Origin of the sequence: Poseidonocella sp. HB161398 (assembly GCF_005870025.1) — a bacterium.
Lineage (GTDB): Bacteria > Pseudomonadota > Alphaproteobacteria > Rhodobacterales > Rhodobacteraceae > Mangrovicoccus.
The window spans coordinates 1-22,936 of sequence record NZ_VATA01000072.1 but is presented as its reverse complement, the minus strand read 5'-3'; the positions used below and the strand labels follow the sequence as shown (position 1 = coordinate 22,936).

The window sequence follows — 22,936 nt, the reverse complement described above, 5'->3', positions numbered from 1 at the left end:
GGGGTCCGGCAGACATTCTTCGCCTGCTTCGCGGTGATCTCCGGCGGGCGGAACCCGGCGGATCGCGGCGCACGCAAAGCGGCCATCCTGCGGAAGCGGCTTGATTTTCAGGGGGGGTACGACACCGGACCAGCGCGTCCATTTCCCCGGTGGGAAATGGTGCCCAGAAGAGGACTCGAACCTCCACGTCCTTACGGACACTAGCACCTGAAGCTAGCGCGTCTACCAATTCCGCCATCTGGGCCGATGTCGTGAGGCGGGCTTCTACGCAGGCCGGCGGGGAGTGTCAACACGGATTTGGCGCCTTCCGCAACGTCTGCCTCGATTTTTTCGCAGCCACCGGCGGACGGCCCGGCCGCGTTAACGGCGCCTCCATCCTGCACGGGGTACCAGCGCGACCAGTTGCACCTTGTCGGACCTGCGTGACAGGGCTATTTCCGGACTGTACCGAGCTGGGAGGCGAGCCATGGCTAAACTAGTGACGATCTTCGGCGGATCGGGTTTCGTCGGACGGCATATCGCCCGGCGCATGGCCAAGGACGGCTGGCGCGTGCGGGTGGCGGTGCGCAAGCCGAATCTCGCGATGCATGTGAAGCCCTACGGCGTCGTCGGCCAGGTGGAGCCGGTCTTCTGCAACATCCGCGACGACATCTCGGTGCGCGAGGTGCTGACCGGCGCGGACGCGGTGGTGAACTGCGTCGGCGTGCTGGTCGAAAGCGGCAAGAACGGCTTCGAGGCGGTGCAGGCCGAAGGCGCGGGCCGGGTCGCGCGGATCGCGGCAGAGCTGGGGATCTCGCGCATGGTGCAGATCTCGGCGATCGGCGCCGACCCCGAGAGCGAGAGCGCCTATGCCCGCTCCAAGGCCGCGGGCGAGGCGGCGGTTCTGGCCGCGCTGCCCGATGCGATGATCCTGCGCCCCTCGGTGATCTTCGGCCCCGGCGACAGCTTCTTCAACCGGTTCGCCGGGATGGCGAAATTCGGTCCGGTCCTGCCGATCGCGGCGGGCAAGACGAAATTCCAGCCGGTCTATGTCGACGACGTCGCCGCCGCCGCGGAACGCTACCTGCTCGGCAAGGCGCCGGGCGGCATCTACGAGCTCGGCGGCCCGGAGGTGAAGACCTTCGCCGGGCTGATGCAGGAGATGCTGGGCGTGATCCGCAAGCGCCGCGCGGTGGTCTCGATGCCGGGCTTCGCGGCACAGGCGATGGCCTGGAGCTTCGACATGGCGCAGAAGGCGACCGGCGGGCTCCTGGTCAACCACATGCTGACCCGCGACCAGCTGAAGTCGCTGGGCCGGGACAACGTGGTCTCCGAAGGCGCGCGCGGCTTTGCCGATCTGGGCATCGAGCCGGCGGCGATGGGGGCGATCCTGCCGGAATATCTCTGGCGCTTCCGCACCGACGGGCAATACGCCGTCCTGAAGGACGGCGCGGGCAAGATGAAGGCCTGATCAGGCCCCGGCGGCGGGCGCTTCGCGCGCCTCCACCTCTTCCTCGTCCTCGGGTTCCGACTCGATATAGGCCTCGGCTTCGGCCTTCTCCTGCCGGATCCGGTGGTAGCGGACCAGTTCCGCATTCAGCGCCGCGCCGAGCAGCACGACATAGATCGTGATGTAGAGGAACATCAGCAGCGCCACGACCGCCCCGATCGAGCCGTAGACCTGGCTGTAATTGGCGAAATTGGCCAGGTAGTAGCTGAAGCCGAAGGTGGCAGCGCCCCAGACCAGGATCGACAGCACCGAGCCCGGGGTGAAGTACCCCTTCATCCGGTCCTTCACGTTCGGCGCGAAGCGGTAGAGCAGCCAGACCCCGGTGAAGACCAGCCCCAGCGAGATGCCCCAGCGCGCGATCTGCAGGAGCACGCCATTGACCCAGGACAGGAGCGTCGGCGGCAGGTTCTCGGCGAAGAAGGGCAGGTTGAGGATGGTCGAGATGATCGGCACCACGACCAGCGCCAGGATCGCGACCACGGCCACCACGCTCAGCGCCAGGGTCATGGCGAAGGACAGCGCCATCGCGTGCCAGCCGGCCCGGGCCGGTCCGTGATGCACTGCGTTCAGCCCGCGGATCAGCGCGTCCGTGCCCTTGCGCGCCGACCAGAGCGCCGCCAGCGTGCTGATCGTGGTCGCCCAGCCCAGCGTGCTGTTCGAGGTCAGGATCATCCGGTGGACCTGGCTATTGAGGATCGAGAAGGCGTCCGGCGGAATGAAATCCTGGAGCAGCAGCATCTGCTCCTCGACCACCTTTGGATCGGCGATGAAGCCCATCAGCGCCACCACCGCGGCAATCGCCGGAAAGACCGAGAGCATCGCGAAGAACGCGCCCCCGGCTGCCACCAGCGGCAGGTTCGCCTCGTCGATGCGGGCCTGCATATTGGCGATGAAGCGCCAGGCAATCTTGATCGCGTTCAGCACGGGGGACCTCCTAGTCACTGAGTCGTGATAGCATGCAACGTAGGTCTCTCTGAACCGAGGCAATTGAAAAGGCGCCCGGAAATCTCCGGACGCCTGTATTCTGGCAACGGTTGCCGCCTGCCGCGGCTGCAGCGGGATCAGCGGAAGGAGGCGGTCAGGGTGGTCGAGGCGCCGGTGCCGAGGGCCGCGCCGCTGGATTGCAGGACGCGCAGCTCGAGGATGTCGCCGCCGCCGACCTCGACCCAGTCGGTCGACCCCGAGAGCACCGCAGGCTGCCCGGCCAGCGCCGGGACCGCGATGTCCAGGTCGGACCGCGGCACCCCGTTCAGCACCACCTGCAGCCGCCGCAGCCCGGCCTCGCCCTGGGCGAATTCCGCCGTCGCCCGCAGCCGCACCCGGGTGATCGCATGGTTGGGCGGCACCACGATCTGCCCCGGCGCGGCCGCGTCCCAGGCATCGTCCACCCGGTCATGCGCCGAAAGCTTCGTCGTCCAGGCCAGGGTTTCCCAGCTGTCATCCGCCAGGCTCTGCCCGGGCGCATCGAGCGAAAGCGACAGGCCGTAGGGCTCGCGCAGGGTCAGCGAGGCCTTCTCGTCCGCCTCGTCGTCATCGACCTCGACCGCGACCGAACCCTGGAAGGCGCCCGGCTCGTAGACCGCCTGCCCGGTGCCCGCGCCCTTCTTGAAGTAGGTCTGCATCACCGAGACGGCGGTGACCCGGTTCTTGCGGATCTCGATCCGGTCGGTGACATGGCCCGCGGTGGTGCCGGTATCGACCATGCGCACGCCGACGCGGCGGGTGTCGCCCTGCTCGTGATGCATGTTGTGGTCGATGTTGAAGTCGATGCAGTGGTCCAGGTAGATATCCGCCGGCGCGCTCCAGGCCGTGTTGGTGTTGGTCTTCTGGAAGAAGGCGTTGCGGTGGATCTGGCCCAGCCGCGAGCCCTTGATCTTCACCCCGTGGTCGCGGAAGTCGAAGAAGCAGTCGCTGATGACCAGCTCGGGCTCGGCGCCGGTGCGGAACCACTCGATGCCGATCTTGCAGGTCGGGCAGCGGACATTGTGGAACAGCGCGCGCTCGGCCTCGATGACGCCCGGATCCTGCGCGCCGTCGGGATGGCCGCGGCAGATCACCGGGCGGGCGACGAAGTAGAACTGGATGTCGCGGATGATCGGCGCATAGGCGCCGTCGATCACCAGCCCGTCCTCCATCCGCCAGATGACCGAACTGTCGGTCCAGTCGTTCAGCTGCTTGACGTTCGGCACGATCGGGCCGGAGATGTGGCAGTTCTCGCAGACCATCCGCCAGGCACCGGTGAAGTCGAGCCCCTTGGTGAAATGGTCGTCATAGGGATAGCCCGAGGTGACATGCGTGTCGTAGCCCTGCACCAGCAGGTCGCGGATGACATGCGAGCAGTTGCGCCGCGCGCCGCCGTTCAGCGGCAGCGTCGCCGCCAGCGGGCGGCCGTCCACCCGTCCGTCGGCAAGGATGGCGAAGCGCTCGAAATGGAAATAGGGCGCGCGATTGGTGGAGGAGAAGAGCAGCCCGTGCGACACGCTCGCCCCGTCGACCACGAGGCGGCTGACCTCGGTGCCCATGCCGTAGATGCCGATGCCGATATTGTCGTTGGGCAGGTCGACCGACTCGTCGAACGGGCTTTCCAGCGAGAAGATGCCGGGCGGGATGACGATCGCGCCGCCGCCCTTCTCGCGCGCGAAGTCCATGAAATTGCGCAGCGCCGGGCCGATATCCGCGCCGCGGTTGTCGACCACCTTGCCGAAATGGCGCAGGTCGACCGTCTGGGCCAGCTCGAACCACTTGCCGTTCTTGCTGCGCTTGCGCAGCGGATGCGCCGGCTGGTTCAGCGCCGGGACATAGAGATAGGGCGAGGCCATGCTGGCGGCGTCATGGCCGACCAGTTCGACCGCTGGCACCTGCTCGTTGATATTCACCGACGGTATGTCGCTGGCCAGCATCGGCCCGGTCTCGAGCGCCGCGAGGTTCTGCTTCGGGCCTGGGGCTGGGCCGAGCTCGGCCTCGAATTCGGAAGACGTGATAGGCTGGGTCATGTCGGCTCCACCGGTTCCTGCATGGCCGGAGAAGCTAGGGGGCCGTGCTGTGCAAAGCCTGACCCGGACGGGCGCGCGGTTCAGGAACCGTTAAGCCGCCGGGCTAGAGCGCCAGGGTCCTCTCGCGCAGCCAGGCGACGAACCCCCTGGGATCGCTGGCCCATCCGCGGCTTTCCTCGGGGGCGATCGGATCGCCGACAATCGGCGCCTGCGGCTTGTTCAGCGCGGCGACGACCTCGTGGATCAGCAGCCCCTGGCGCAGAGTCGGCGAGATCTGGTTGGCAATCTGGTACCAGCGGCTGTTCTGCCCGGGGAAGCGGATCGGCAGCACGGTGGCGCCGCTGCGCTGGATCATCTTCGCGGTGAAGGGATTCCAGGCGGCTTCCAGCGCCGGGCCGAACCAGGTCTGCGACGAGGCGACCACGCCCGAGGGGAAGAGCACGATGGCGCCGCCCTGGCCGAGATGCTCCATCGCCTTGCGGCGCATCTCCAGGTTCTGCTGCAGCGCGTCGGATTCATGCGGGAACGGGACCGGCAGCATGAAGCGCTTGATCTCGTCCACCCCGGTCAGCAGCGAGCGGGTCAGGATCCTGTAGTCCTGGCGCACCCGGCCGATCAGCTCGCCCAGGATCATCCCGTCGACCAGCCCGTGGGGGTGGTTGGCGACGACGATCAGCGGGCCGGTGCGGGGGATGCGCTCGATCTGCTCGCGCGGCGTGTGCAGGGCGATGCCCATGATGTCGAGCGCGCGCCGCCAGAAGGCCTGGCCCTCGGGCACGCCCGAGCGCTCGAACTCGCGAATCAGCCGCAGCAGGGTGATCTTGCCCGTCATCCATTCCAGGCTGCGGATGGAATTGGCCTTCAGGGGGCTGTCGAAAGTGGTCGCATATGACAGCTTTCGCTTGTCATACGGCACATACTCGGGGCCCTCGACCGTGGCGTCCTGATAACTCTCAACCACTTCCTGTCCATCCATCCTGTCCGTCCGGAAGCCCGGCGACCGGGAGGTCAGAAATCTTCCCCGAACCGGTTTGCAACCAGATCTTCCAAGGCCTGGGCCAGCTTTGCAGCCTCCGGTCCGCAGGTCTCAACCTCAATAGTGGTTCCTTTTGAAGCTGCCAACATCAAAAGCCCCATGATGCTGTCGCCCGAGGCACTGAGTCCCTCCCGGGACACGGTGGCCCTGGCATCATGCGTTTCGACCACCTCGGCAAGCTTCGCCGAGGCGCGGGCATGCAAGCCCTTTTCGTTAATGATTTCGAGGGTCCGCCGTACTTGTTGCGGCATGGGCGTGATCGTCAAGCGGCGCTCCGTCAAAGCTGTTTATGTATTTCTTGCCTGCCGCGAGGGAAGATTCAACCGCCAGCGCCACCGGCTGGCCGCGAAGCTTCGCCAGCTTGATCAGCATCGGCAGGTTGGCTCCGGCAAGGATCTTGCGCTTGTCCTGGACGCAGGCGGGCATCGACAGGTTGGAGGGCGAGCCGCCGAACATGTCCGTCACCACCACGACCCCGTCGCCCTGGTCGACCGCGTCGGCGGCGGCGATGATCTCGGCCATCTTGGCTTCGCGGTTGTCTTCGGCGGCGATGGAAATGGGCATGATGCCGGTCTGGGGCCCGAGAATATGCTCAAGCGCTGCGAGATATTCGCGCGCGAGGCCCCCATGTGCGACAATAACGATGCCAATCAAGCTGCGTCACCCGGTTCTTGCTGCTGCGGCGACCATGCCGCGCCGCTCCAGCTCATGATGTCGAATAGACACGCCCCAGCCTTTCGCTGCAAGCGCGGCCGCCAATTTTTCTGCGAGCGCAACCGAGCGGTGCTGGCCTCCGGTGCATCCGAAGCCCAGCGACAGATGGGACTTTCCCTCTTCCAGATAGGCAGGCAGGAGGAATTCCGCCAGATCTGCCACCTTCTCGAAGAAGGCCGGAAAGCGCGGATCTTCGGAAATATACGCCGAAACCGCGTCGGAGCGGCCGTCGAGCGCCCTGAGACCGGCCGACCAGTAGGGATTCCGCAGGAAACGGACGTCGAAGACCATGTCGATGCCGCGCGGCAGGCCGCGCTTGTAGCTGAAGGAATGCACCGACAGCGCCAGCCGCTGCGCCGCGCTGCCGCCGAACCAGCGCTCCAGCTCGGCGCGCAGCTCGTGCGGGGTCAGGTCGGAGGTGTCGATCAGGATATCCGCGCGCGACTGGATCGGCCGCATCAGGTCCAGCTCGCGCTCCACCCCTTCGGCGGCGGTCTCCGCCGGGGCCAGCGGGTGGCGGCGGCGGGTCTCGGAATAGCGGCGGACCAGGATGTCGGCGCGGGAATCGAGGTAGATCAGCTCCAGCGAGACATCGGGCTCGGCGGACAGGGACGAGATTATCTCGATCAGCGCGGCGACGCTGAAATCCCGGTTGCGCACGTCGAGCCCCAGCACCAGCGGCGGGCCCTTCGGCGCGCCGCCGATCAGCGCGGGCACGAGGCTCAGCGGCAGGTTGTCGATCGTCTCGCAGCCCATGTCCTCCAGCGCGCGGATCGCGGTGGAGCGTCCGGCACCCGAGGGGCCGGTGACGAAGATCACCCGCTGGTGTCCGCTGGTTCCGGTGCTGGCTGGCACTGCGCTCATGCCGGTATCGTCCCCTGTCCCTTCACGTATTGAAGCACGCCGGCCGGGAAATGGGCGGCATCTACCCTATGTAGCACTGGCAGCGCGGTTCCAAGCAGGTCGGCCTGAGCGGGCTCCGGCAGGCGTTGCGTTTCGGTGACATTCAGATTCACCATTAGCGCGACCGGGGCGGGCCGGGCCAGTGCCGCGCGGATCAGGCCGATGCCGCGGCATTCGATGGCCCGGGGCAGCGTCGGCGGCGCGCCGGCCATCACCCGGGCGTCTTCGCGCCACAGCAGCGTGACGTCGTCGGCAATGAGTTCCGCGCCGTAGCCCATCAGCGCGAGCGCAAGCGCGGATTTCCCGCTCCCGGACGGTCCCAGGATCAGTACGGCGCGGCCGTCGATGGCGACGGCAGAGGCGTGCCGGGTTTCGGATAGGTCAGCGTCGGCGGGCAGCATCCGGTCCTTGCGTCAGTCTAAGGCGGTAGAGGCGGTCGGCGGGGTGCCCCGGCTGTCCGGTCTCCTCCCCGTCCTCCCAGCCTCCGCCCGAGGCGAGGATGCTGTCAATGGCCGACGCGTCCTTTCCGGCTTCATCGGCTCCGGAAATGGCGATTTCCCCGAAGATTTCCGGTCCGGCCGCGTCCAGTTGCAGGCAGAGCCGGGCGTCATCGCCCACCGTGGCCGCCGCCGCCCAGGCCATCCGCGCCATCGCCGCGCTCCGGGGCGGATCGAAGGGCCGTGCGTCGAGGGGCAGCACCGGCAGGTCCAGCTCCACCGCCACGCCACGGCCGCGGGCCGCCGCCGCGGCCAGCTCCATCTCGCGCTCGAGGAGCAGCGGCAGCCCGCAGAGCGCCGGCGGCGTCGCCGCCCGCAGGATGTCGGCCAGCCGTTCGACGTCCGAGAGCATCTGTTCGAGCAGCATCCGCTCGAACCCGTCGCCGGCGCCGTCGAGCAGGGTCTCGGTGCCGAGCTGCAGGGCAGTGAGCGGGCTGCGCAGGTCATGGGCAAGGTCCCGAAGGCCGCGGGTCCGCAGCTCTAGCGCATCGGCGGCCGCGGCGAGAAGGCCGGGGGCGGGTGAGAGCGGGCTGTGCTTGTTCATCGGCTGCGGATCCTGCCTCGGGCCGCGGAGACAGGGCCGCGGCGGTTGCGGAACGGGCGTTAGGGGCCACGTTTCTGCGGCGGATCCGGTGTCCGCCCCGCAGAACGCGGCGCGGCCGGACTTGGACGGGGAGCCGGAATCAGCTGGCCGCCACCTCGCGGGGCGAGTAGCGGTAGCCGATGCCGTAGAGCGTTTCGATCGCGCTGAACTCCGGGTCGACGGCGCGCAGTTTCTTGCGCAGCCGCTTGATATGGCTGTCGATGGTGCGGTCGTCGACATAGATGTTGTCGTCATAGGCGACATCCATCAGCTGGTCGCGCGACTTCACCACGCCCGGGCGCTGCGCCAGCGCCGCGAGCAGCTGGAACTCGGTGGCGGTCAGGCTGACGGATGCGCCGCGCCAGGTGACGGAATGGCGCTCGGAATCCATGCAGAGCGCACCGCGGACCATGCCCTCGCCAGGGTCCACGGCCGGCTCCGCCGCGGCGGGCAGGGCCGCGGCGGGCGCGGCCGCCGCCATGGTGCGGCGGGCGCGGCGCAGGTTGGCGCGGATGCGTTCCAGCAGCAGCCGCTGGGCGAAGGGCTTGTGCACGTAGTCGTCGGCGCCGAGCCGGAGGCCCAGGGCCTCGTCGATCTCGTCGTCGCGGCCGGTCACCATGATGATCGGGAAATCCCAGTTCGCGCGGATGCGGCGGACCAGCTCCATCCCGTCCATGCCGGGCATCACCAGATCGACCAGCGCGATGTCGGGCTGCGTGCAGGAGACCCCCTCATAGGCCGAGAGTCCGTCGGGATAGGCGTCGACGACATAGCCCTCCGCCTCCAGCATCAGGCTGACGGTCCGCAGGATCGACGGGTCGTCCTCGACCACCGCCGCGCGGATCGCGGGCTGGATTTCCTGCGGACGGATAACCGGTCCTGTCGCCGTTCCGGCCATGTTTCACCCCCAATAGACAACTATCGATTCGCTGTTCCCACCGCGGTCTTTCTACTTCGCGGGTTGCAAACGAAATGCTAACCAGGGCAGGCGTTAAGCATGGTTGCGCAAACATGAATTTGGTTGCGCTAACTGATAAAATCCGTCCTATTCACCGGTTTTTAGGTCATGTTATACGACCTGCACGTCAATTCTGCGGTCCCATTCGCATGGGCCGGCCAGCGCGTAACGCGTTTCACCCGCGGTTTGCGGAACTCAGGAGCTACGAGATGGACATCGGACGTGTGAACCCGGCGCACAAGCTGGAAGACCAGGGCATTACCGGTCTCGGCACCGTTTACTACAACCTGATGGAGCCGGCACTGGTCGAGGCAGCGGTGAAGCGGGGCGAGGGCGAGCTGGGGCAGGGCGGCACGTTCCTCGTGTCCACCGGCAAGTTCACCGGCCGCTCGCCCAAGGACAAGCATGTCGTCAAGACGCCGGCCGTGGCGGACACCATCTGGTGGGACGCCAATGCCGAGATGTCCCCCGAGGGGTTCGACACGCTGCATGCCGACATGCTGGAGCACATGAAGGGCAAGGAGATGTTCGTCCAGGACCTCTTCGGCGGCGCCGATCCCGAGCATCGCCTGGACGTCCGCATGGTCACCGAGCTGGCCTGGCACAACCTCTTCATCCGCCACCTCCTGCGCCGTCCGTCGCGCGAGGAGCTGGACGGCTTCGTGCCGGAATTCACCATCATCAACGTGCCGTCCTTCAAGGCCGACCCGGCGAAGCACGACTGCAAGTCGGAAACCGTGATCGCGCTCAACTTCGACAAGAAGCTGATCCTGATCGGCGGCACCGAATATGCCGGCGAGAACAAGAAGTCGGTCTTCACGCTGCTGAACTACATCCTGCCCGAGAAGGGCGTGATGCCGATGCACTGCTCGGCGAACCACGCCAAGGGCAACCCGGTCGACGCGGCGATCTTCTTCGGCCTCTCCGGCACCGGCAAGACCACGCTGTCGGCCGATCCCGAGCGCATCCTGATCGGCGATGACGAGCATGGCTGGTCCGAGCGCGGAACCTTCAACTTCGAAGGCGGCTGCTACGCCAAGACCATCTCGCTCTCGCCCGAGGCGGAGCCGGAAATCTACGCCACCACCTCGAAATTCGCGACCGTGATCGAGAACATGGTCTACGATCCCGAGACCAAGGCGCTGGATTTCGAGGATGACAGCCTGACGCCGAACATGCGCTGCGCCTATCCGCTGGACTACATCTCGAATGCCAGCGAGACCGGCCTGGGCGGCCATCCGAAGAACATCATCATGCTGACCTGCGACGCCTTCGGCGTGCTGCCGCCGATCGCGCGGCTGACCCCGGCACAGGCGATGTACCACTTCCTGTCGGGCTTCACCTCGAAGATGGCCGGCACCGAGCGCGGCGTGACCGAGCCGCAGCCGGTCTTCTCGACCTGCTTCGGCGCGCCCTTCATGCCGCGCCGTCCGGAAGTCTACGGCAACCTGCTGCGCGACAAGATCGCCAAGCACGGCGCGACCTGCTGGCTGGTCAATACCGGCTGGACCGGCGGCGCCTACGGCACCGGCTCGCGCATGCCGATCAAGGCGACCCGCGCGCTGCTGACCGCCGCGCTCGACGGCTCGCTGAACGAAGCCACCTTCCGCAAGGATCCGAATTTCGGCTTCGACGTTCCGGTCACCGTGCCGGGCGTGGATGCCGGCCTCCTGGACCCGCGTTCGACCTGGGAAGACAAGGACGGCTACGACGCCAACGCCAAGAAGCTGGTGAAGATGTTCTCGGACAACTTCGAGCAGTACCTGGCGCATATCGACGAGGACGTGAAGGCCGTTGCCATCGGCTGACGGACCTCTCGTCTGCGGGGTGGATGGCTGCCCCGCCGGCTGGATCGCGATCATGATGCCGCCCGGGGACCCCGGCGCGGCATCATTGCGTTTCGCGGCCACCTGCGACGCGCTGCTGCCCGGGGTCGCGGCCATGGCCATCGACATCCCCATCGGCCTGCAATCCGCCGGAGAGGCGCCAAGGCGGCGGGCGGATGTCCTGGCGCGGGACTATCTTTCCGGGCGCAATCTCGACGGCGTTGCGGGCGTGGCGAGCCGCGTCTTTCCGGCGCCGACACGCCCCCATCTCGACGCGCTGCGCAGCGGGGCGGGCTATCATGACCTGGCCGGCGCAGTGCCGGGCGTGCCGAAGCTCTCGAAGCAGTGCTACGAAATCTGCCCCAAGATCCGCGAGATCGACGATCTCTGCGCCGCCCGCCCCGCGGCCCCGGTCTACGAGGCGCATCCCGAGGTCTCCTTCGCCTTCCTTGCAGGCAGGACCCTGCGGCGGAAGAAAAGCGCCGCGGGCGCCCTGCAGCGGATCGGCCTGCTGGAGGCGCAGGGCCTTCGTTTTGCCGGCCTGGCGGAGGAGGCCGGGGCGCTGGCGGGCGCCGGCCTGGACGACGTGCTCGACGCCTGCGTGCTGGCGCTGACGGCCGACCGCATCTTCGGGGGCGGGGCCTTCACCCTGCCGGATCCGCCGGAACGGGATCCGGAGGGACGGCGGCGGGCGATCTTCTGCTAGCGCCGAGGCGCTAGAAACCGGCGAGGCCGCGCCGGACCAGGTTCAGCCCGGCCACGATCAGCACGACCAGCGTGCAGCGGCGGAAAAGCTGCTCGTCCATCCTGCCGCGGGCCTGCATGCCGATGGCCAGCCCGGCCAGCGCGGGCAGGACCATCGCCGCGCTCAGGGGCAGGGTCTGGGCGTTCAGCACGCCCGAGCGCAGATGCGCCAGTGCCAGGACGCAGGCACCGGCGAAATAGACCACGCCCTGCACGCGGACCGACTCGTTCTTGGTGGCGCCGCTGGCCGAGAGATAGGCGACCGTGGGCGGGCCCCAGACGCCCGAGAGCCCGCCGATCAGCCCGGCCACCGCCCCGACCATGATCTCCACCCGCACCTTCAGATGCGGCGGCACGGTGATGCGCCGCCCGGTCAGTTGCCAGAGCGCGAAGCCCGAGATCGCCACGCCGAGCGACAGGAACAGCACCGCCTGCGGCATCACCGAGACGAGCTGCGCCGAGACCGCGATGCAGGCCAGCACGATGGCGATGTAGCGCCAGTAGCGCTTTGCCGCGTCGAGCGCATGGTCGAGCCCGCCGCCGAAGGCCTGGATCACGTTCGTCACCAGCGTCGGGATGATCAGCAGCGCCAGCGCGAACTCGCCGGGCAGGAAGGTGGCCAGCCCCGAGATCATGATCATCGGCATGGCGAATCCGGTCGCGCCCTTCACGAACGCAGCGAGAATGGTGATTGCAACTGCAGCAATCGCGCCGCCGGGACCGGTGGGCCAGAATAGTGTAAGATCCATGGAACGTCCTTTCGGACTCAGCCTTATCCGGATCGGACGGCCACCGCATCGCAAAATAGAAAAGTCATTTTCGTTCATTTTGACACCTACAATTGAATATATCTTGCGCTGCGGGTGCAAAGTGTTTAGACGGCCCTGACAGAACAGCGAAGGAACCGACAGATGCCCCATGACGGACAGAGCCTGCCCGCGGACGTGTCCACGATCCTCCCCGACCTTCTGAGCCTGACCGAGGCGGCGATCGCTCCGGCCGCCGCCGCGCTGGAACAGGCCAAGGACGCGCTGAAGGCGCGCGTCACCGAGGAGGGCCGCATTTCCGGGAAGCTCCTCGAACAGCACCAGTCCTCGGCCCACGGGCTCGCCTGGCTGGCCACCTATGTCGAAGCGCTGCGCCAGATGCGCGCCTGGGCGGGCCGGCTCTCGGAAGAGGGCAAGTTCGGTGAGATCGAGCAGCTGATCCTGCAGATCGGCTTCGGCGAGTACCTGTCGCAGATCGAGGGCGGCATCCCGATGTGGCAGGCCGAGTTCTTCCGGCTGCGCGACCTGGGCCTCTCGGCCGCGGGATTCGCCACCGAGCCGGTCCGCACGCTGATGGCCGGCGGCAACACCACCGCCGCGCGGGTCCGCCTGGTCGAGCTGATGCAGGAGCAGTCCGCGAACACCACGCTGGGCAATTGCGGCCTCGAGGAAGAGCTCGAGATGATCCGCGAGCAGTTCCGCCGCTATGCGCTCGACAAGGTCATCCCCAACGCGCATGACTGGCATCTCAAGGACGAGCTGATCCCGATGGAGATCATCGAGGAGCTTGCCGAGATGGGCGTCTTCGGCCTGACCATCCCCGAGGAATACGGCGGCTTCGGCCTGTCCAAGGCCTCGATGTGCGTCGTCTCCGAGGAGCTGTCGCGCGGCTATATCGGCGTGGGCTCCCTCGGCACCCGCTCGGAAATCGCGGCAGAGCTGATCCTCTGCGGCGGCACCGAGGACCAGAAGGAGAAATGGCTGCCGCAGCTCGCCTCGGGCGAGACGCTGCCGACCGCCGTCTTCACCGAGCCGAATACCGGGTCCGACCTGGGGTCGCTGCGCACCCGCGCGGTGAAGGGCGAGGATGGCGACTGGACCGTCACCGGCAACAAGACCTGGATCACCCATGCGGCGCGAACCCATGTGATGACGCTGCTGGCGCGGACCGATCCGGCGACCGACAACTACAAGGGCCTCTCGATGTTCATCGCCGAGAAGACCCCGGGCACCGACGAGGACCCGTTCCCGACCCCCGGCATGACCGGCGGCGAGATCGAGGTGCTGGGCTATCGCGGCATGAAGGAATACGAGCTCGGCTTCGACGGGTTCAAGGTCAAGGGCGAGAACCTGCTGGGCGGGGTCGAGGGCCAGGGCTTCAAGCAGCTGATGGAGACCTTCGAGTCGGCCCGCATCCAGACCGCGGCCCGCGCGATCGGCGTGGCGCAGTCGGCGATGGACGTCTCGATGCAGTACGCGATCGACCGCAAGCAGTTCGGCAAGTCGCTGATCGACTTCCCGCGCGTGGCCGGAAAGCTCGCCATGATGGCTGTGGAAATCATGATCGCGCGGCAGCTGACCTATTTCTCCGCCTGGGAGAAGGATAACGGCCATCGCTGCGACCTGGAGGCCGGGATGGCGAAGCTGCTGGGCGCGCGCGTCGCCTGGGCTTGCGCCGATAACGGTCTGCAGATCCATGGCGGCAACGGCTTCGCGCTGGAATACCAGATCAGCCGCCTGCTCTGCGACGCGCGGATCCTCAACATCTTCGAGGGCGCCGGCGAGATCCAGGCGCAGGTGATCGCCCGCCGCGTGCTCGGCTGAACGGGCTCGACAGCTGCGATAACCTGTCGTAGCGTCAGGTGAGCCGCGCCATCACCAGCCACAGATGATCGCGCACCCGCCCCGGCTGGAGACGGCCGGGGCCGCTTTTATCCACAGGATGCTTTGCCTCCGGAGCGGGAATGGCCTAGATGCCCGCGCCGACCAGGAAAGGATCCGCCGATGGCCAGCCCGGCTAGACTTGTCCCCAGCTTCGATCCCGAACGCACGCTCTGCGGCGACCCGGCGCTGATCCGCATCGCCGGTGTGGACGAGGTCGGCCGCGGCCCGCTGGCCGGCCCGGTCACCGCGGCGGCGGTGCGGCTCGACCCGGCACGGGTGCCTGCGGGGCTGAACGATTCGAAGGCGCTGAAACCGGCGCAGCGCGAAACGCTGGCGGCGGCGATTCTCGAGGTGGCGGATGTCTGCATCGCCCATGCCAGCGTCGAGGAAATAGATGAAATCAACATCTTGCAGGCCACTTACCTGGCGATGCGCCGGGCGGTGGCGGGGCTGGCGCAGCCACCCGAGCAGCTTCTGATCGACGGTAACCGCGTGCCGCCCGGGCTGCCCTGTCCGGCCGTGCCGCTGGTCAAGGGCGACGCGAAATCCCTGTCGGTCGCGGCGGCGTCGATCGTCGCCAAGGTGGCGCGCGACCGGATCATGGCGGATCTGGCCGCCGAATTCCCCGGCTACGGCTGGGAACGGAACGCGGGTTATCCCACCAAGGCGCATGTTGTTGCGCTGAAGTCACTGGGGATAACACCATACCATCGTAGATCCTTTGCCCCCGTCCACAAGATATTGTGCGGTGACACAGAATAGCGACTGGCTCTAACACCTTGATGAGGAAAAGAAATTGACTGCGACTCGCGGCTGACTCATGTTATCCACAATAACAGCGTGGATAACCGCGCGTCCGCGAGGCAGACTTACAATGAAAAGAACCAAGACCGAGGGCAGCACGCTGCCGCTCAACGAAATCCTGCTGGGCGATTGCGTCGAACTGATGAACGGGCTGCCCGAGGCTTCCGTCGATCTGATCTTCGCAGATCCCCCCTACAACCTGCAGCTTCGCGGCGATCTGCACCGGCCCGACAATTCCAAGGTCGATGCGGTGGACGATCACTGGGACCGCTTCGACACATTCGCGGCCTATGACCGGTTCACCCATGCCTGGATGGAGGCCGCGCGCCGGATCCTGAAGCCGAACGGCGCGATCTGGGTGATCGGCAGCTATCACAACATCTTCCGCGTCGGCGCGGCGCTGCAGGACCAGGGCTACTGGATCCTCAACGACGTGGTCTGGCGCAAGTCGAACCCGATGCCGAACTTCCGCGGCAAGCGCCTGACCAACGCGCATGAGACGCTGATCTGGGCGTCGAAATCGGAAAGCTCGAAATACACGTTCAACTACGAGGCCGTGAAGGCCATGAACGACGACGTGCAGATGCGCTCGGACTGGGTGATCCCGATCTGCACCGGCCATGAGCGGCTGAAGGACGAGGCGGGCAACAAGGCCCATCCGACCCAGAAGCCCGAGGCCCTTCTCCACAGGGTGCTTGTCGCGACGACCAATCCCGGCGACGTGGTGCTCGATCCGTTCTTCGGCACCGGCACGACCGGCGCGGTGGCCAAGCGGCTGGGCCGCGACTTCATCGGCATCGACCGCGAGGAAAGCTATGCCGAGGTGGCCCGCAAGCGCATCGCCAAGGTGCGCAAGGCGACCAGCGAGGCGCTGGAAGTCACCAAGGGCAAGCGGGCGGAGCCGCGCGTGCCCTTCGGCCAGATCGTCGAGCGCGGCATGCTGCAGCCCGGCGAAATGCTCTTCAGCCCGCGCAACAAGACCGCCAAGGTCCGCGCCGACGGCACGCTGATCGCCTCGGACTGCAAGGGTTCGATCCATCAGGTCGGGGCGGCGCTTGAGGGCGCGCCCTCCTGCAACGGCTGGACCTACTGGTCCTACAAGCGCGACGGCGTCATGGTGCCGATCGACGTGCTGCGCCAGCAGATCCGGGCGGAAATGAAGTAGCTATCGGAAATTATTCAATAAAAACGAGGGACAGCCAGCGGGCGCAAGATCCGCTGCACCATCGCCTGTGACTGGCGGGGGCTTCGGCCTCCGCCATTTTTTTGCCTGTGAACCGGGCTCGCGGGCGTGAAATCCGCGCAGCCCCTTGCCAGGCGGCAATTGGTCAACCAATTTGCGGCGCAGACGCAACCGGATCCGGAAGAGCAGACATGACCCATATCCTCGCCATCGACCAGGGCACCACCTCCACCCGCGCCATCCTGTTCGACGGGAACATGGTCCCCGGCGCGATGGCGCAGGAGGAGTTCGCCCAGCACTATCCGGACAATGGCTGGGTGGAGCATGACCCCGCCGACATCTGGGCCACCGTGACCACGACCTGCACCTCGGCGCTGGAGAAAGGCGGGCTCGCCCCCGGCGAAGTGACGGCGATCGGCATCACCAACCAGCGCGAGACCGTGGTGGTCTGGGACCGGGCCACCGGCGCGCCGCTCTGCAACGCCATCGTCTGGCAGGACCGCCGCACCGCGCGCTGGTGCCACGAGCTGCGCGAGGCCGGGCACGAGGCGCTGGTCGCCGAGAAGACCGGGCTTCTGCTCGATCCGTATTTTTCCTCGACCAAGCTCGCGTGGATCCTCGACAATGTCGACGGCGCCCGCGCCCGCGCCGAGGCCGGCGAGCTCCTGTTCGGCACGGTCGACACCTTCCTGATCTGGAAGCTCACCGGCGGCCGCGCCCATGTCACCGATGCGACCAATGCCTGCCGGACGATGCTCTACGACATCTACAAGGGCGGCTGGTCGACTTCGCTCTGCGAGCTCCTGCGCATCCCGATGGCCATGCTGCCCGAGGTCCTCGACAGCGCGGCCGAGTTCGGCACCACCGATCCCGAGGTCTTCGGCGCCGCCGTGCCGATCCTCGGCGTCGCGGGCGACCAGCAGGCGGCGACGATCGGCCAGGCCTGCTTCGAGCCGGGCATGCTGAAATCGACCTATGGCACCGGCTGCTTCGCGCTTCTTAACACCGGCGAGGAGCCGGTGAAATCCGGCCACCGGCTGCTGACCACCATCGCCTACCAGTTCGACGGCAAGCCGACCTATGCGCTCGAAGGCTCGATCTTCGTCGCTGGCGCGGTGGTGCAGTGGCTGCGCGACGGGCTGAAGATCATCGACAGCGCGGGCCAGACCCAGGCCATGGCCGAGGAGGCCGATCCGCACCAGTCGCTGGTCCTCGTCCCGGCCTTCACCGGGCTCGGCGCGCCCTACTGGAACCCGGATGTGCGCGGCGCGGTCTTCGGGCTGACGCGCAACTCGGGTCCTGCGGAATTCGCCCGCGCGGCGCTGGAAAGCGTCGGCTACCAGACCCGCGACCTGCTGGAGGCGATGCATGCCGACCTGCCCGCGAAGGAGACCGATCCGGTGCTGCGCGTCGATGGCGGCATGGTGGTCAGCGACTGGACGATGCAGTTCCTCGCCGACATCCTCGACGCGCCGGTCGACCGGCCGGAGGTGACCGAGACGACCGCGCTCGGCGTTGCCTGGCTGGCGGGGATGAAGGCCGGGGTCTATCCGGGCCAGGAGGATTTCGCCAAGGGCTGGGCGCTGGAGCGCCGCTTCGAGCCAGCGATGGCGGCGGAGACCCGCGAGGCGAAATACGGCGCCTGGCAGCGGGCGATTGCCGCGGTGCAGACGGCATGATCGCGCCCTTCGGCCTGCGCCTGCCGGGCGATATCCGCTTCGGCCGCGGCAAGGCGTCCGAGGCGCTGCCCGGGATCGCCGCGATGGCGGAGCGGATCCTGGTGATCCATGGCCGCGACGGCCACCGGGCCGGCTGGCTGACCGAAGGACTGCGCCGCCAGGGCGCCGAGGTGCTGGGCCTGGCCGCGCCGGGCGAGCCCGATCTGCCGATGCTGGAGGCCGCCGTGGCCGCGGCGCGCGACTTCGGCGCCGGGGCCGTGGTTGCCTGCGGCGGCGGCGCGGCGCTTGATCTGGGCAAGGCGGTCGCGGCGCTGGCGGCCGAGGCGCATCCGCCGGCGGAATACCTGGAACTGGTCGGCACCGGACGCAAGCTCGCCGGCCCGCTCCTGCCCTTCATTGCCATCCCGACCACGGCCGGAACCGGTGCGGAAGTGACGAAGAACGCGGTGATCGGCGTGCCCGCGCATCGCCGCAAGGTGTCGCTGCGCGATGACCGGATGCTGGCGCAGCTGGCGATCGTCGATCCGTCCCTGACCGATGGCTGCCCGAAATCCGTGACGCTGGCCTCTGGTCTCGACGCAGTCGTGCAGGTGATCGAGCCCTATCTGTCGCCGAAGGCCAGCGTCGTCACCGATGCGCTCTGCGAGAAGGCGATCCCGGCCGGGCTGGCGGCGCTGGCCACGCTGATGGAACGCGACGACCCGGAGGCGCGCGACGCGCTGGCCTGGACCTCGCTGGCCGGCGGGATCGCGCTGGCGAATGCCGGGCTCGGCGCGGTGCACGGGCTGGCGGGGCCCCTGGGCGGTGTCACCGGCGGGGCGCATGGCGCGATCTGCGGGCGGCTGCTGCAGCCCGTGCTCTGGACCCATATGCGCGTCGGCCTGCCCGCGCCGGCGGACCAGCGCATCGACCGGGTGACGCGCTGGATCGGCCAGGGGCTGAAGCTCGGCGCCACCGGCGCCAATCTGGAGCAATGGGCCAGTGCGCAGGGGCTGCCGCGGCTCGGCGAGATGGGGCTCGATCCCGTCGACATCCCGGGCGTGGCCGAGGCGGCGCGGGGCTCCTCCTCGATGAAGGCCAATCCGGTGGAGCTGAGCCAGGCGCAGCTCGAGACGATCCTCGAAATGGCGCTCTGACCGCGGCGGCCAGATATAATTTGACAGCCGAAGTAAAGCGTGGTCCCTTCCGGGCGTGAGAGCGGTCCGGGGCCGGGCCGACTCGTCCGCCGGGTTCCCGTCCAGAGGAACGGGCGCGGGCGGCGTGCCGGTCCTGCCAGCCATCGGACCGCGCGAAGGGAGGACATCGCGTGTATCTCGGAATCGACCTCGGCACGTCCGGGGCGCGGCTTCTGCTGACCGACGGGGCGCAGCGCGTCATTGCCGCGGCAGAGGCGCCCTGCAGCGTCGCCCATCCGCATCCCGGCTGGAGCGAGCAGGATCCGCAGGGCTGGATCGAGGCGGTGACGGCCGCGCTGGCGGAGCTCCGCACGAGCCATGCGGCAGAGTTGGCCGCGCTGAAGGGCATCGGCTTCTCGGGCCATATGCATGGCGCGGTGCTGCTCGACGCGGCCGGGGCGCCGCTGAGGCCCTGCATCCTGTGGAACGACACCCGCTCGCATCTCGAGGCCGCGGCGCTCGATGCGATGCCGGTGATGCGCGAGGCCTCGGCCAATGCGGTCTTCCCGGGTTTCACCGCGCCGAAGCTGGCCTGGGTGAAGATCCACGAGCCGGAGATCTTCGCGCGCACGGCGACGGTGATGCTGCCCAAGGACTTCCTGCTGCTGTGGATGACGGGCCGCCGGGTGACCGACATGTCGGACGCGGCCGGGACGAGCTGGCTCGACGTCGCTGCGCGGCGCTGGTCCGAGGCGGCGCTCGAGGCGTCGGGGATGCGGGCAGAGCAGATGCCGGACCTGGTCGAGGGCTCCGAGGTCGTGGGCACGCTGCGCCCGGAACTGGCCGCCGAACTGGGCCTGCCCGCGGGCGTGCAGGTGGTCGCGGGCGGCGCGGACAATGCGGTCTCGGCCTGCGGGGTCGGCGCGCTGAAGGCGGGGCAGGGCTTCGTCTCGCTCGGCACTTCGGGCGTGCTCCTGGCCGCGCGGGACGATTTCGGCGCGGATCCGGCCTCGGCGGTGCACAGCTTCTGCCACGCGGTGCCGGGGCGCTGGTACCAGATGGGGGTGATCCTCGCGGCGACGGACAGCCTCAACTGGCTGTCGCGCATCACCGGGCAGGGGCCGGCCGAGCTGCTCTCGGGGCTGGGCGCGCTGGAGGCCCCCGGCAAGGTGCGCTTCGCGCCCTACCTCTCGGGCGAGCGCACCCCGCATAATGACAGCGTGATCCGCGCGGGCTTTACCGGGCTCGACATCGCCGACGGGCCGCAGGATCTGGCGCGGGCGGTGATCGAGGGCGTCAGCTTCGCGCTGCGCGACTGCCAGCAGGCGCTGATGGCGACCGGCACGGCGCTGGAGCAGTGCCTGGCGATCGGCGGCGGCACCCGCTCGCGCTACTGGGTGGAGCTGCTGGCCACGGTGCTGAACCAGCCGCTCGACCTGCCCGCGAAGGGCGAATTCGGCGCGGCGCTCGGCGCGGCGCGGCTGGCGATCTGCGGCGTGACCGGCGCCGATCCCGACACGGTGATGACCCGCCCCGAGATCGGCGAGACGGTGATGCCGCGGGCCGGTCTGATCCCGGCCTATGACGATGCCTATGCCGCCTGGCGCGCTCTCTATCCCAGCCTGAAGGTGCTGACATGACCAAGGAATTCTTCGCCGGGCTGGAGCCCGTCCGCTACGAGGGCCCCGACAGCGCCAACCCGCTGGCCTTCCGCCACTACGACCCGGACGAGATGGTCATGGGCAAGCGGATGGAGGAGCATCTGCGCTTTGCCGTCGCCTACTGGCACAGCCTGGCCTACGAGGGCGGCGACCCGTTCGGCGGCCCGACCTTCCTGCGCCCCTGGCAGGCGGCGGCCGACATGGAACAGGCGGAGGCCAAGGCGGAGGCCGCCTTCGAGCTCTTCCGCCTGCTCGGCCAGCCCTATTTCTGCTTCCACGATGCCGATGTGCGGCCCGAAGGCGCCTCGCTGGCGGAGTCGATCGCCAATCTGGAGCGGATCACGGATGTCTTCGCCGGGAAGATGGAAGAGACCGGCACGAAGCTGCTCTGGGGCACGGCCAACATGTTCTCGGCGCGGCGCTGGATGGCGGGCGCTTCGACCAACCCCGATCCGGAGGTCTTCGCCTATGCCGCGGCCACGGTGAAGGCGGCGATGGACGCGACCCACCGGCTGGGCGGCGAGAACTACGTGCTCTGGGGCGGGCGCGAGGGCTACGAGACGCTCCTGAACACCGATCTCGGCCAGGAGCTCGACCATATGGGCGCCTTCCTGTCGAAGGTCGTCGAATACAAGCACAAGATCGGCTTCAAGGGCACGATCCTGGTGGAGCCGAAGCCGCAGGAGCCCTCGAAGCACCAGTACGATTTCGACGCGGCGACTTGCATCGGCTTCCTGCGCAAGTACGGGCTGGAGAACGAGGTGAAGCTGAACCTGGAGCAGGGGCATGCGATCCTGGCCGGGCACAGCTTCGAGCACGAGCTGGCGGTCGCGGCGGCGGACGGCATGCTGGGCTCGGTCGACATGAACCGCAACGACTACCAGTCGGGCTGGGACACCGACCAGTTCCCGAACAACGTGCCGGAAGTGGCGCTGGCCTATTACGTCATCCTGCGCGCGGGCGGGCTGGGCACCGGCGGCACGAATTTCGACGCGCGCATCCGGCGCCAGTCGCTCGACCCGGCGGATCTGGTCGCGGCGCATATCGGCGGCATGGATGTCTGCGCGCGCGGGCTGAAGGCGGCGGCGGCGATGCTGGAGGATGGCGGGCTCGAGGCGGAGCTGGCCACGCGCTATGCCGGCTGGAAGGAGCCGGGGGCCACGGCGATGCTGGCCCAGCCGCTGGAGGAGATCGCGGCGGCGGCGCTTGACCGCGGCTGCAACCCTGAACCGAAATCGGGACGGCAGGAGATCCTGGAGAATTGGGTGAATCGCTTCGTCTGAGATCTGGGCGCGGCCCGGGGGAGGCCCCGGGTCGAGCCCGGGGCGCCGCGGTCCTGGCGGCGCTGCTGCTCGCCCTGCCGGCGGGGGCGGAGGAGTTTCCGCATTTCGATCCGGACGAGGTGAAGCTGGGGCAGCTCCTGTTCTACGACCCGGTGCTGTCGGGCAATCGCGAGGTCGCCTGCGCCACCTGCCACCATCCGCGCTTCGGGACCTCGGACGGGGTGAGCCTGGGCATCGGCGATGGCGGCGCCGGGCTGGGGCCCGAGCGGCGGCCTGATCCGGAGAACCTGCCCGAGCGGCGCGTGCCGCGGAATGCCACGGCGCTGTTCAACCTGGGCTATCCGGAATTCCGGGTGATGTTCCATGACGGGCGGCTGGAGGAGGATCCGGCCCAGCCGGGCGGGATCCGCACGCCGCTGGGCGCCGAGATGGTGGCGGGGTTCGACGGGGTGCTGGCGGCGCAGACGATGTTCCCGGTGCTGAGCCAGGACGAGATGTCCGGGCATTACGGCGAGAACGAGGTCTCGACGGCGGTGCGCCAGGGGCTCCTGACCGGAGAGGACGGGGCCTGGGCGCGGATCACGGCGCGGGTGGCGGCGATCCCGGACTACCGCGACCGCTTTGCCGCGCTGCAGGGGGACGGCCCGGTCGGTTTCACCGATATCGCGAATGCGCTCGGCGCCTTCATCGCCGCCGAGTGGCGTGCCGATGACAGCCCCTATGACCTGTGTGGATGGCTCCTGCATAGCAAGACTTTTCTGAGATAGATTTTGCACTGGTCAGAAGCAGACGTGTGTCCGGCCTGTTTGCGCGGCGC

General features: G+C 68.0%; 21 protein-coding genes and 1 tRNA gene. 11 read left to right on the top strand and 11 right to left on the bottom strand.

Features of this window, described 5'->3' with window-relative positions; translation table 11 throughout:
• Positions 1-157: 157 nt before the first annotated feature.
• A tRNA-Leu gene (locus tag FGX59_RS31090) sits at positions 158-244 on the bottom strand.
• Positions 245-466: 222 nt separating this feature from the next.
• Between FGX59_RS31090 and FGX59_RS31085 the strand changes: the two genes are divergently transcribed.
• Entirely contained in the window at positions 467-1,450 is a 984-nt protein-coding gene (locus tag FGX59_RS31085) for a complex I NDUFA9 subunit family protein (RefSeq protein WP_138471703.1), read from the top strand.
• Here FGX59_RS31085 and FGX59_RS31080 read toward each other — a convergent pair whose 3' ends face one another.
• The 9 genes from FGX59_RS31080 to FGX59_RS31040 form a co-directional block, all read right to left on the bottom strand.
• A complete protein-coding gene (locus FGX59_RS31080) occupies positions 1,451-2,413 on the bottom strand; it encodes a YihY/virulence factor BrkB family protein (protein ID WP_138471702.1) in 963 nt (320 codons plus the stop codon).
• A gap of 137 nt (positions 2,414-2,550) precedes the next feature.
• The gene (locus FGX59_RS31075) at positions 2,551-4,482 is read right to left on the bottom strand and encodes a hypothetical protein (protein ID WP_138471700.1); all 1,932 of its coding nucleotides are present in this window, start codon (positions 4,480-4,482) and stop codon (positions 2,551-2,553) included.
• 103 nt (positions 4,483-4,585) lie between these two features.
• Positions 4,586-5,443, bottom strand: a complete 858-nt coding sequence (locus tag FGX59_RS31070) for a lysophospholipid acyltransferase family protein (protein ID WP_370296408.1) — start codon at positions 5,441-5,443, stop codon at positions 4,586-4,588.
• Between the two features lie 47 nt (positions 5,444-5,490).
• Positions 5,491-5,769 (bottom strand): HPr family phosphocarrier protein, encoded by a 279-nt coding sequence (locus tag FGX59_RS31065; RefSeq protein WP_138471724.1) that lies wholly within the window; start codon positions 5,767-5,769, stop codon positions 5,491-5,493.
• Entirely contained in the window at positions 5,732-6,172 is a 441-nt protein-coding gene (locus FGX59_RS31060) for a PTS sugar transporter subunit IIA (protein ID WP_138471695.1), read from the bottom strand. The genes FGX59_RS31065 and FGX59_RS31060 overlap by 38 nt, the downstream gene beginning before the upstream one ends.
• 6 nt (positions 6,173-6,178) lie before the next feature.
• Positions 6,179-7,096: an RNase adapter RapZ gene (gene rapZ / locus FGX59_RS31055; RefSeq protein WP_138471693.1), complete on the bottom strand. Its 918-nt coding sequence runs from the start codon at positions 7,094-7,096 to the stop codon at positions 6,179-6,181.
• Positions 7,093-7,536 (bottom strand): HPr kinase/phosphorylase, encoded by a 444-nt coding sequence (locus FGX59_RS31050; protein ID WP_138471691.1) that lies wholly within the window; start codon positions 7,534-7,536, stop codon positions 7,093-7,095. Before FGX59_RS31050 ends, rapZ begins: the two co-directional genes overlap by 4 nt.
• The gene (locus tag FGX59_RS31045) at positions 7,517-8,176 is read right to left on the bottom strand and encodes a histidine kinase dimerization/phospho-acceptor domain-containing protein (RefSeq protein ID WP_138471689.1); all 660 of its coding nucleotides are present in this window, start codon (positions 8,174-8,176) and stop codon (positions 7,517-7,519) included. The genes FGX59_RS31050 and FGX59_RS31045 overlap by 20 nt, the downstream gene beginning before the upstream one ends.
• 139 nt (positions 8,177-8,315) lie before the next feature.
• Positions 8,316-9,113, bottom strand: coding sequence for a response regulator transcription factor (locus tag FGX59_RS31040; protein ID WP_138471687.1), 798 nt, complete (start codon positions 9,111-9,113; stop codon positions 8,316-8,318).
• Positions 9,114-9,382: 269 nt separating this feature from the next.
• Here FGX59_RS31040 and FGX59_RS31035 point away from each other — a divergent pair, with 269 nt between their 5' ends.
• Together FGX59_RS31035 and FGX59_RS31030 are read left to right on the top strand one after the other, a co-directional pair.
• A complete protein-coding gene (locus tag FGX59_RS31035) occupies positions 9,383-10,981 on the top strand; it encodes a phosphoenolpyruvate carboxykinase (RefSeq protein ID WP_138471685.1) in 1,599 nt (532 codons plus the stop codon).
• 19 nt (positions 10,982-11,000) lie between these two features.
• Positions 11,001-11,705 (top strand): DUF429 domain-containing protein, encoded by a 705-nt coding sequence (locus tag FGX59_RS31030; protein WP_255471655.1) that lies wholly within the window; start codon positions 11,001-11,003, stop codon positions 11,703-11,705.
• A 10-nt stretch (positions 11,706-11,715) separates the two neighbouring features.
• On the opposite strand, the gene FGX59_RS31025 is transcribed toward FGX59_RS31030, so the two are convergent.
• Positions 11,716-12,492, bottom strand: a complete 777-nt coding sequence (locus FGX59_RS31025; protein WP_138471681.1) for a sulfite exporter TauE/SafE family protein — start codon at positions 12,490-12,492, stop codon at positions 11,716-11,718.
• A gap of 162 nt (positions 12,493-12,654) precedes the next feature.
• On the opposite strand from FGX59_RS31025, the gene FGX59_RS31020 reads away from it, so the two are divergent.
• The 8 genes from FGX59_RS31020 (at position 12,655) to FGX59_RS30985 (ending at position 22,886) form a co-directional block, all read left to right on the top strand.
• Entirely contained in the window at positions 12,655-14,334 is a 1,680-nt protein-coding gene (locus FGX59_RS31020; RefSeq protein ID WP_138471679.1) for an acyl-CoA dehydrogenase family protein, read from the top strand.
• Positions 14,335-14,514: 180 nt separating this feature from the next.
• A complete protein-coding gene (locus FGX59_RS31015) occupies positions 14,515-15,156 on the top strand; it encodes a ribonuclease HII (protein WP_138471677.1) in 642 nt (213 codons plus the stop codon).
• Positions 15,157-15,268: 112 nt separating this feature from the next.
• Positions 15,269-16,363 carry a site-specific DNA-methyltransferase gene (locus FGX59_RS31010; RefSeq protein ID WP_138471675.1) on the top strand — a complete coding sequence of 365 codons (1,095 nt, stop codon included), beginning with the start codon at positions 15,269-15,271 and terminating at the stop codon, positions 16,361-16,363.
• A gap of 209 nt (positions 16,364-16,572) precedes the next feature.
• Positions 16,573-18,060, top strand: a complete 1,488-nt coding sequence (gene glpK / locus FGX59_RS31005; RefSeq protein WP_138471674.1) for a glycerol kinase GlpK — start codon at positions 16,573-16,575, stop codon at positions 18,058-18,060.
• Positions 18,060-19,196, top strand: coding sequence for an iron-containing alcohol dehydrogenase (locus tag FGX59_RS31000; protein ID WP_206078485.1), 1,137 nt, complete (start codon positions 18,060-18,062; stop codon positions 19,194-19,196). The genes glpK and FGX59_RS31000 overlap by 1 nt, the downstream gene beginning before the upstream one ends.
• Positions 19,197-19,366: 170 nt before the next feature.
• The gene (xylB, locus tag FGX59_RS30995; protein ID WP_138471670.1) at positions 19,367-20,815 is read left to right on the top strand and encodes a xylulokinase; all 1,449 of its coding nucleotides are present in this window, start codon (positions 19,367-19,369) and stop codon (positions 20,813-20,815) included.
• Positions 20,812-22,119: a xylose isomerase gene (xylA, locus tag FGX59_RS30990; protein ID WP_138471668.1), complete on the top strand. Its 1,308-nt coding sequence runs from the start codon at positions 20,812-20,814 to the stop codon at positions 22,117-22,119. The genes xylB and xylA overlap by 4 nt, the downstream gene beginning before the upstream one ends.
• Positions 22,098-22,886, top strand: a complete 789-nt coding sequence (locus tag FGX59_RS30985; RefSeq protein WP_370296406.1) for a cytochrome-c peroxidase — start codon at positions 22,098-22,100, stop codon at positions 22,884-22,886. The genes xylA and FGX59_RS30985 overlap by 22 nt, the downstream gene beginning before the upstream one ends.
• Positions 22,887-22,936: the final 50 nt, after the last annotated feature.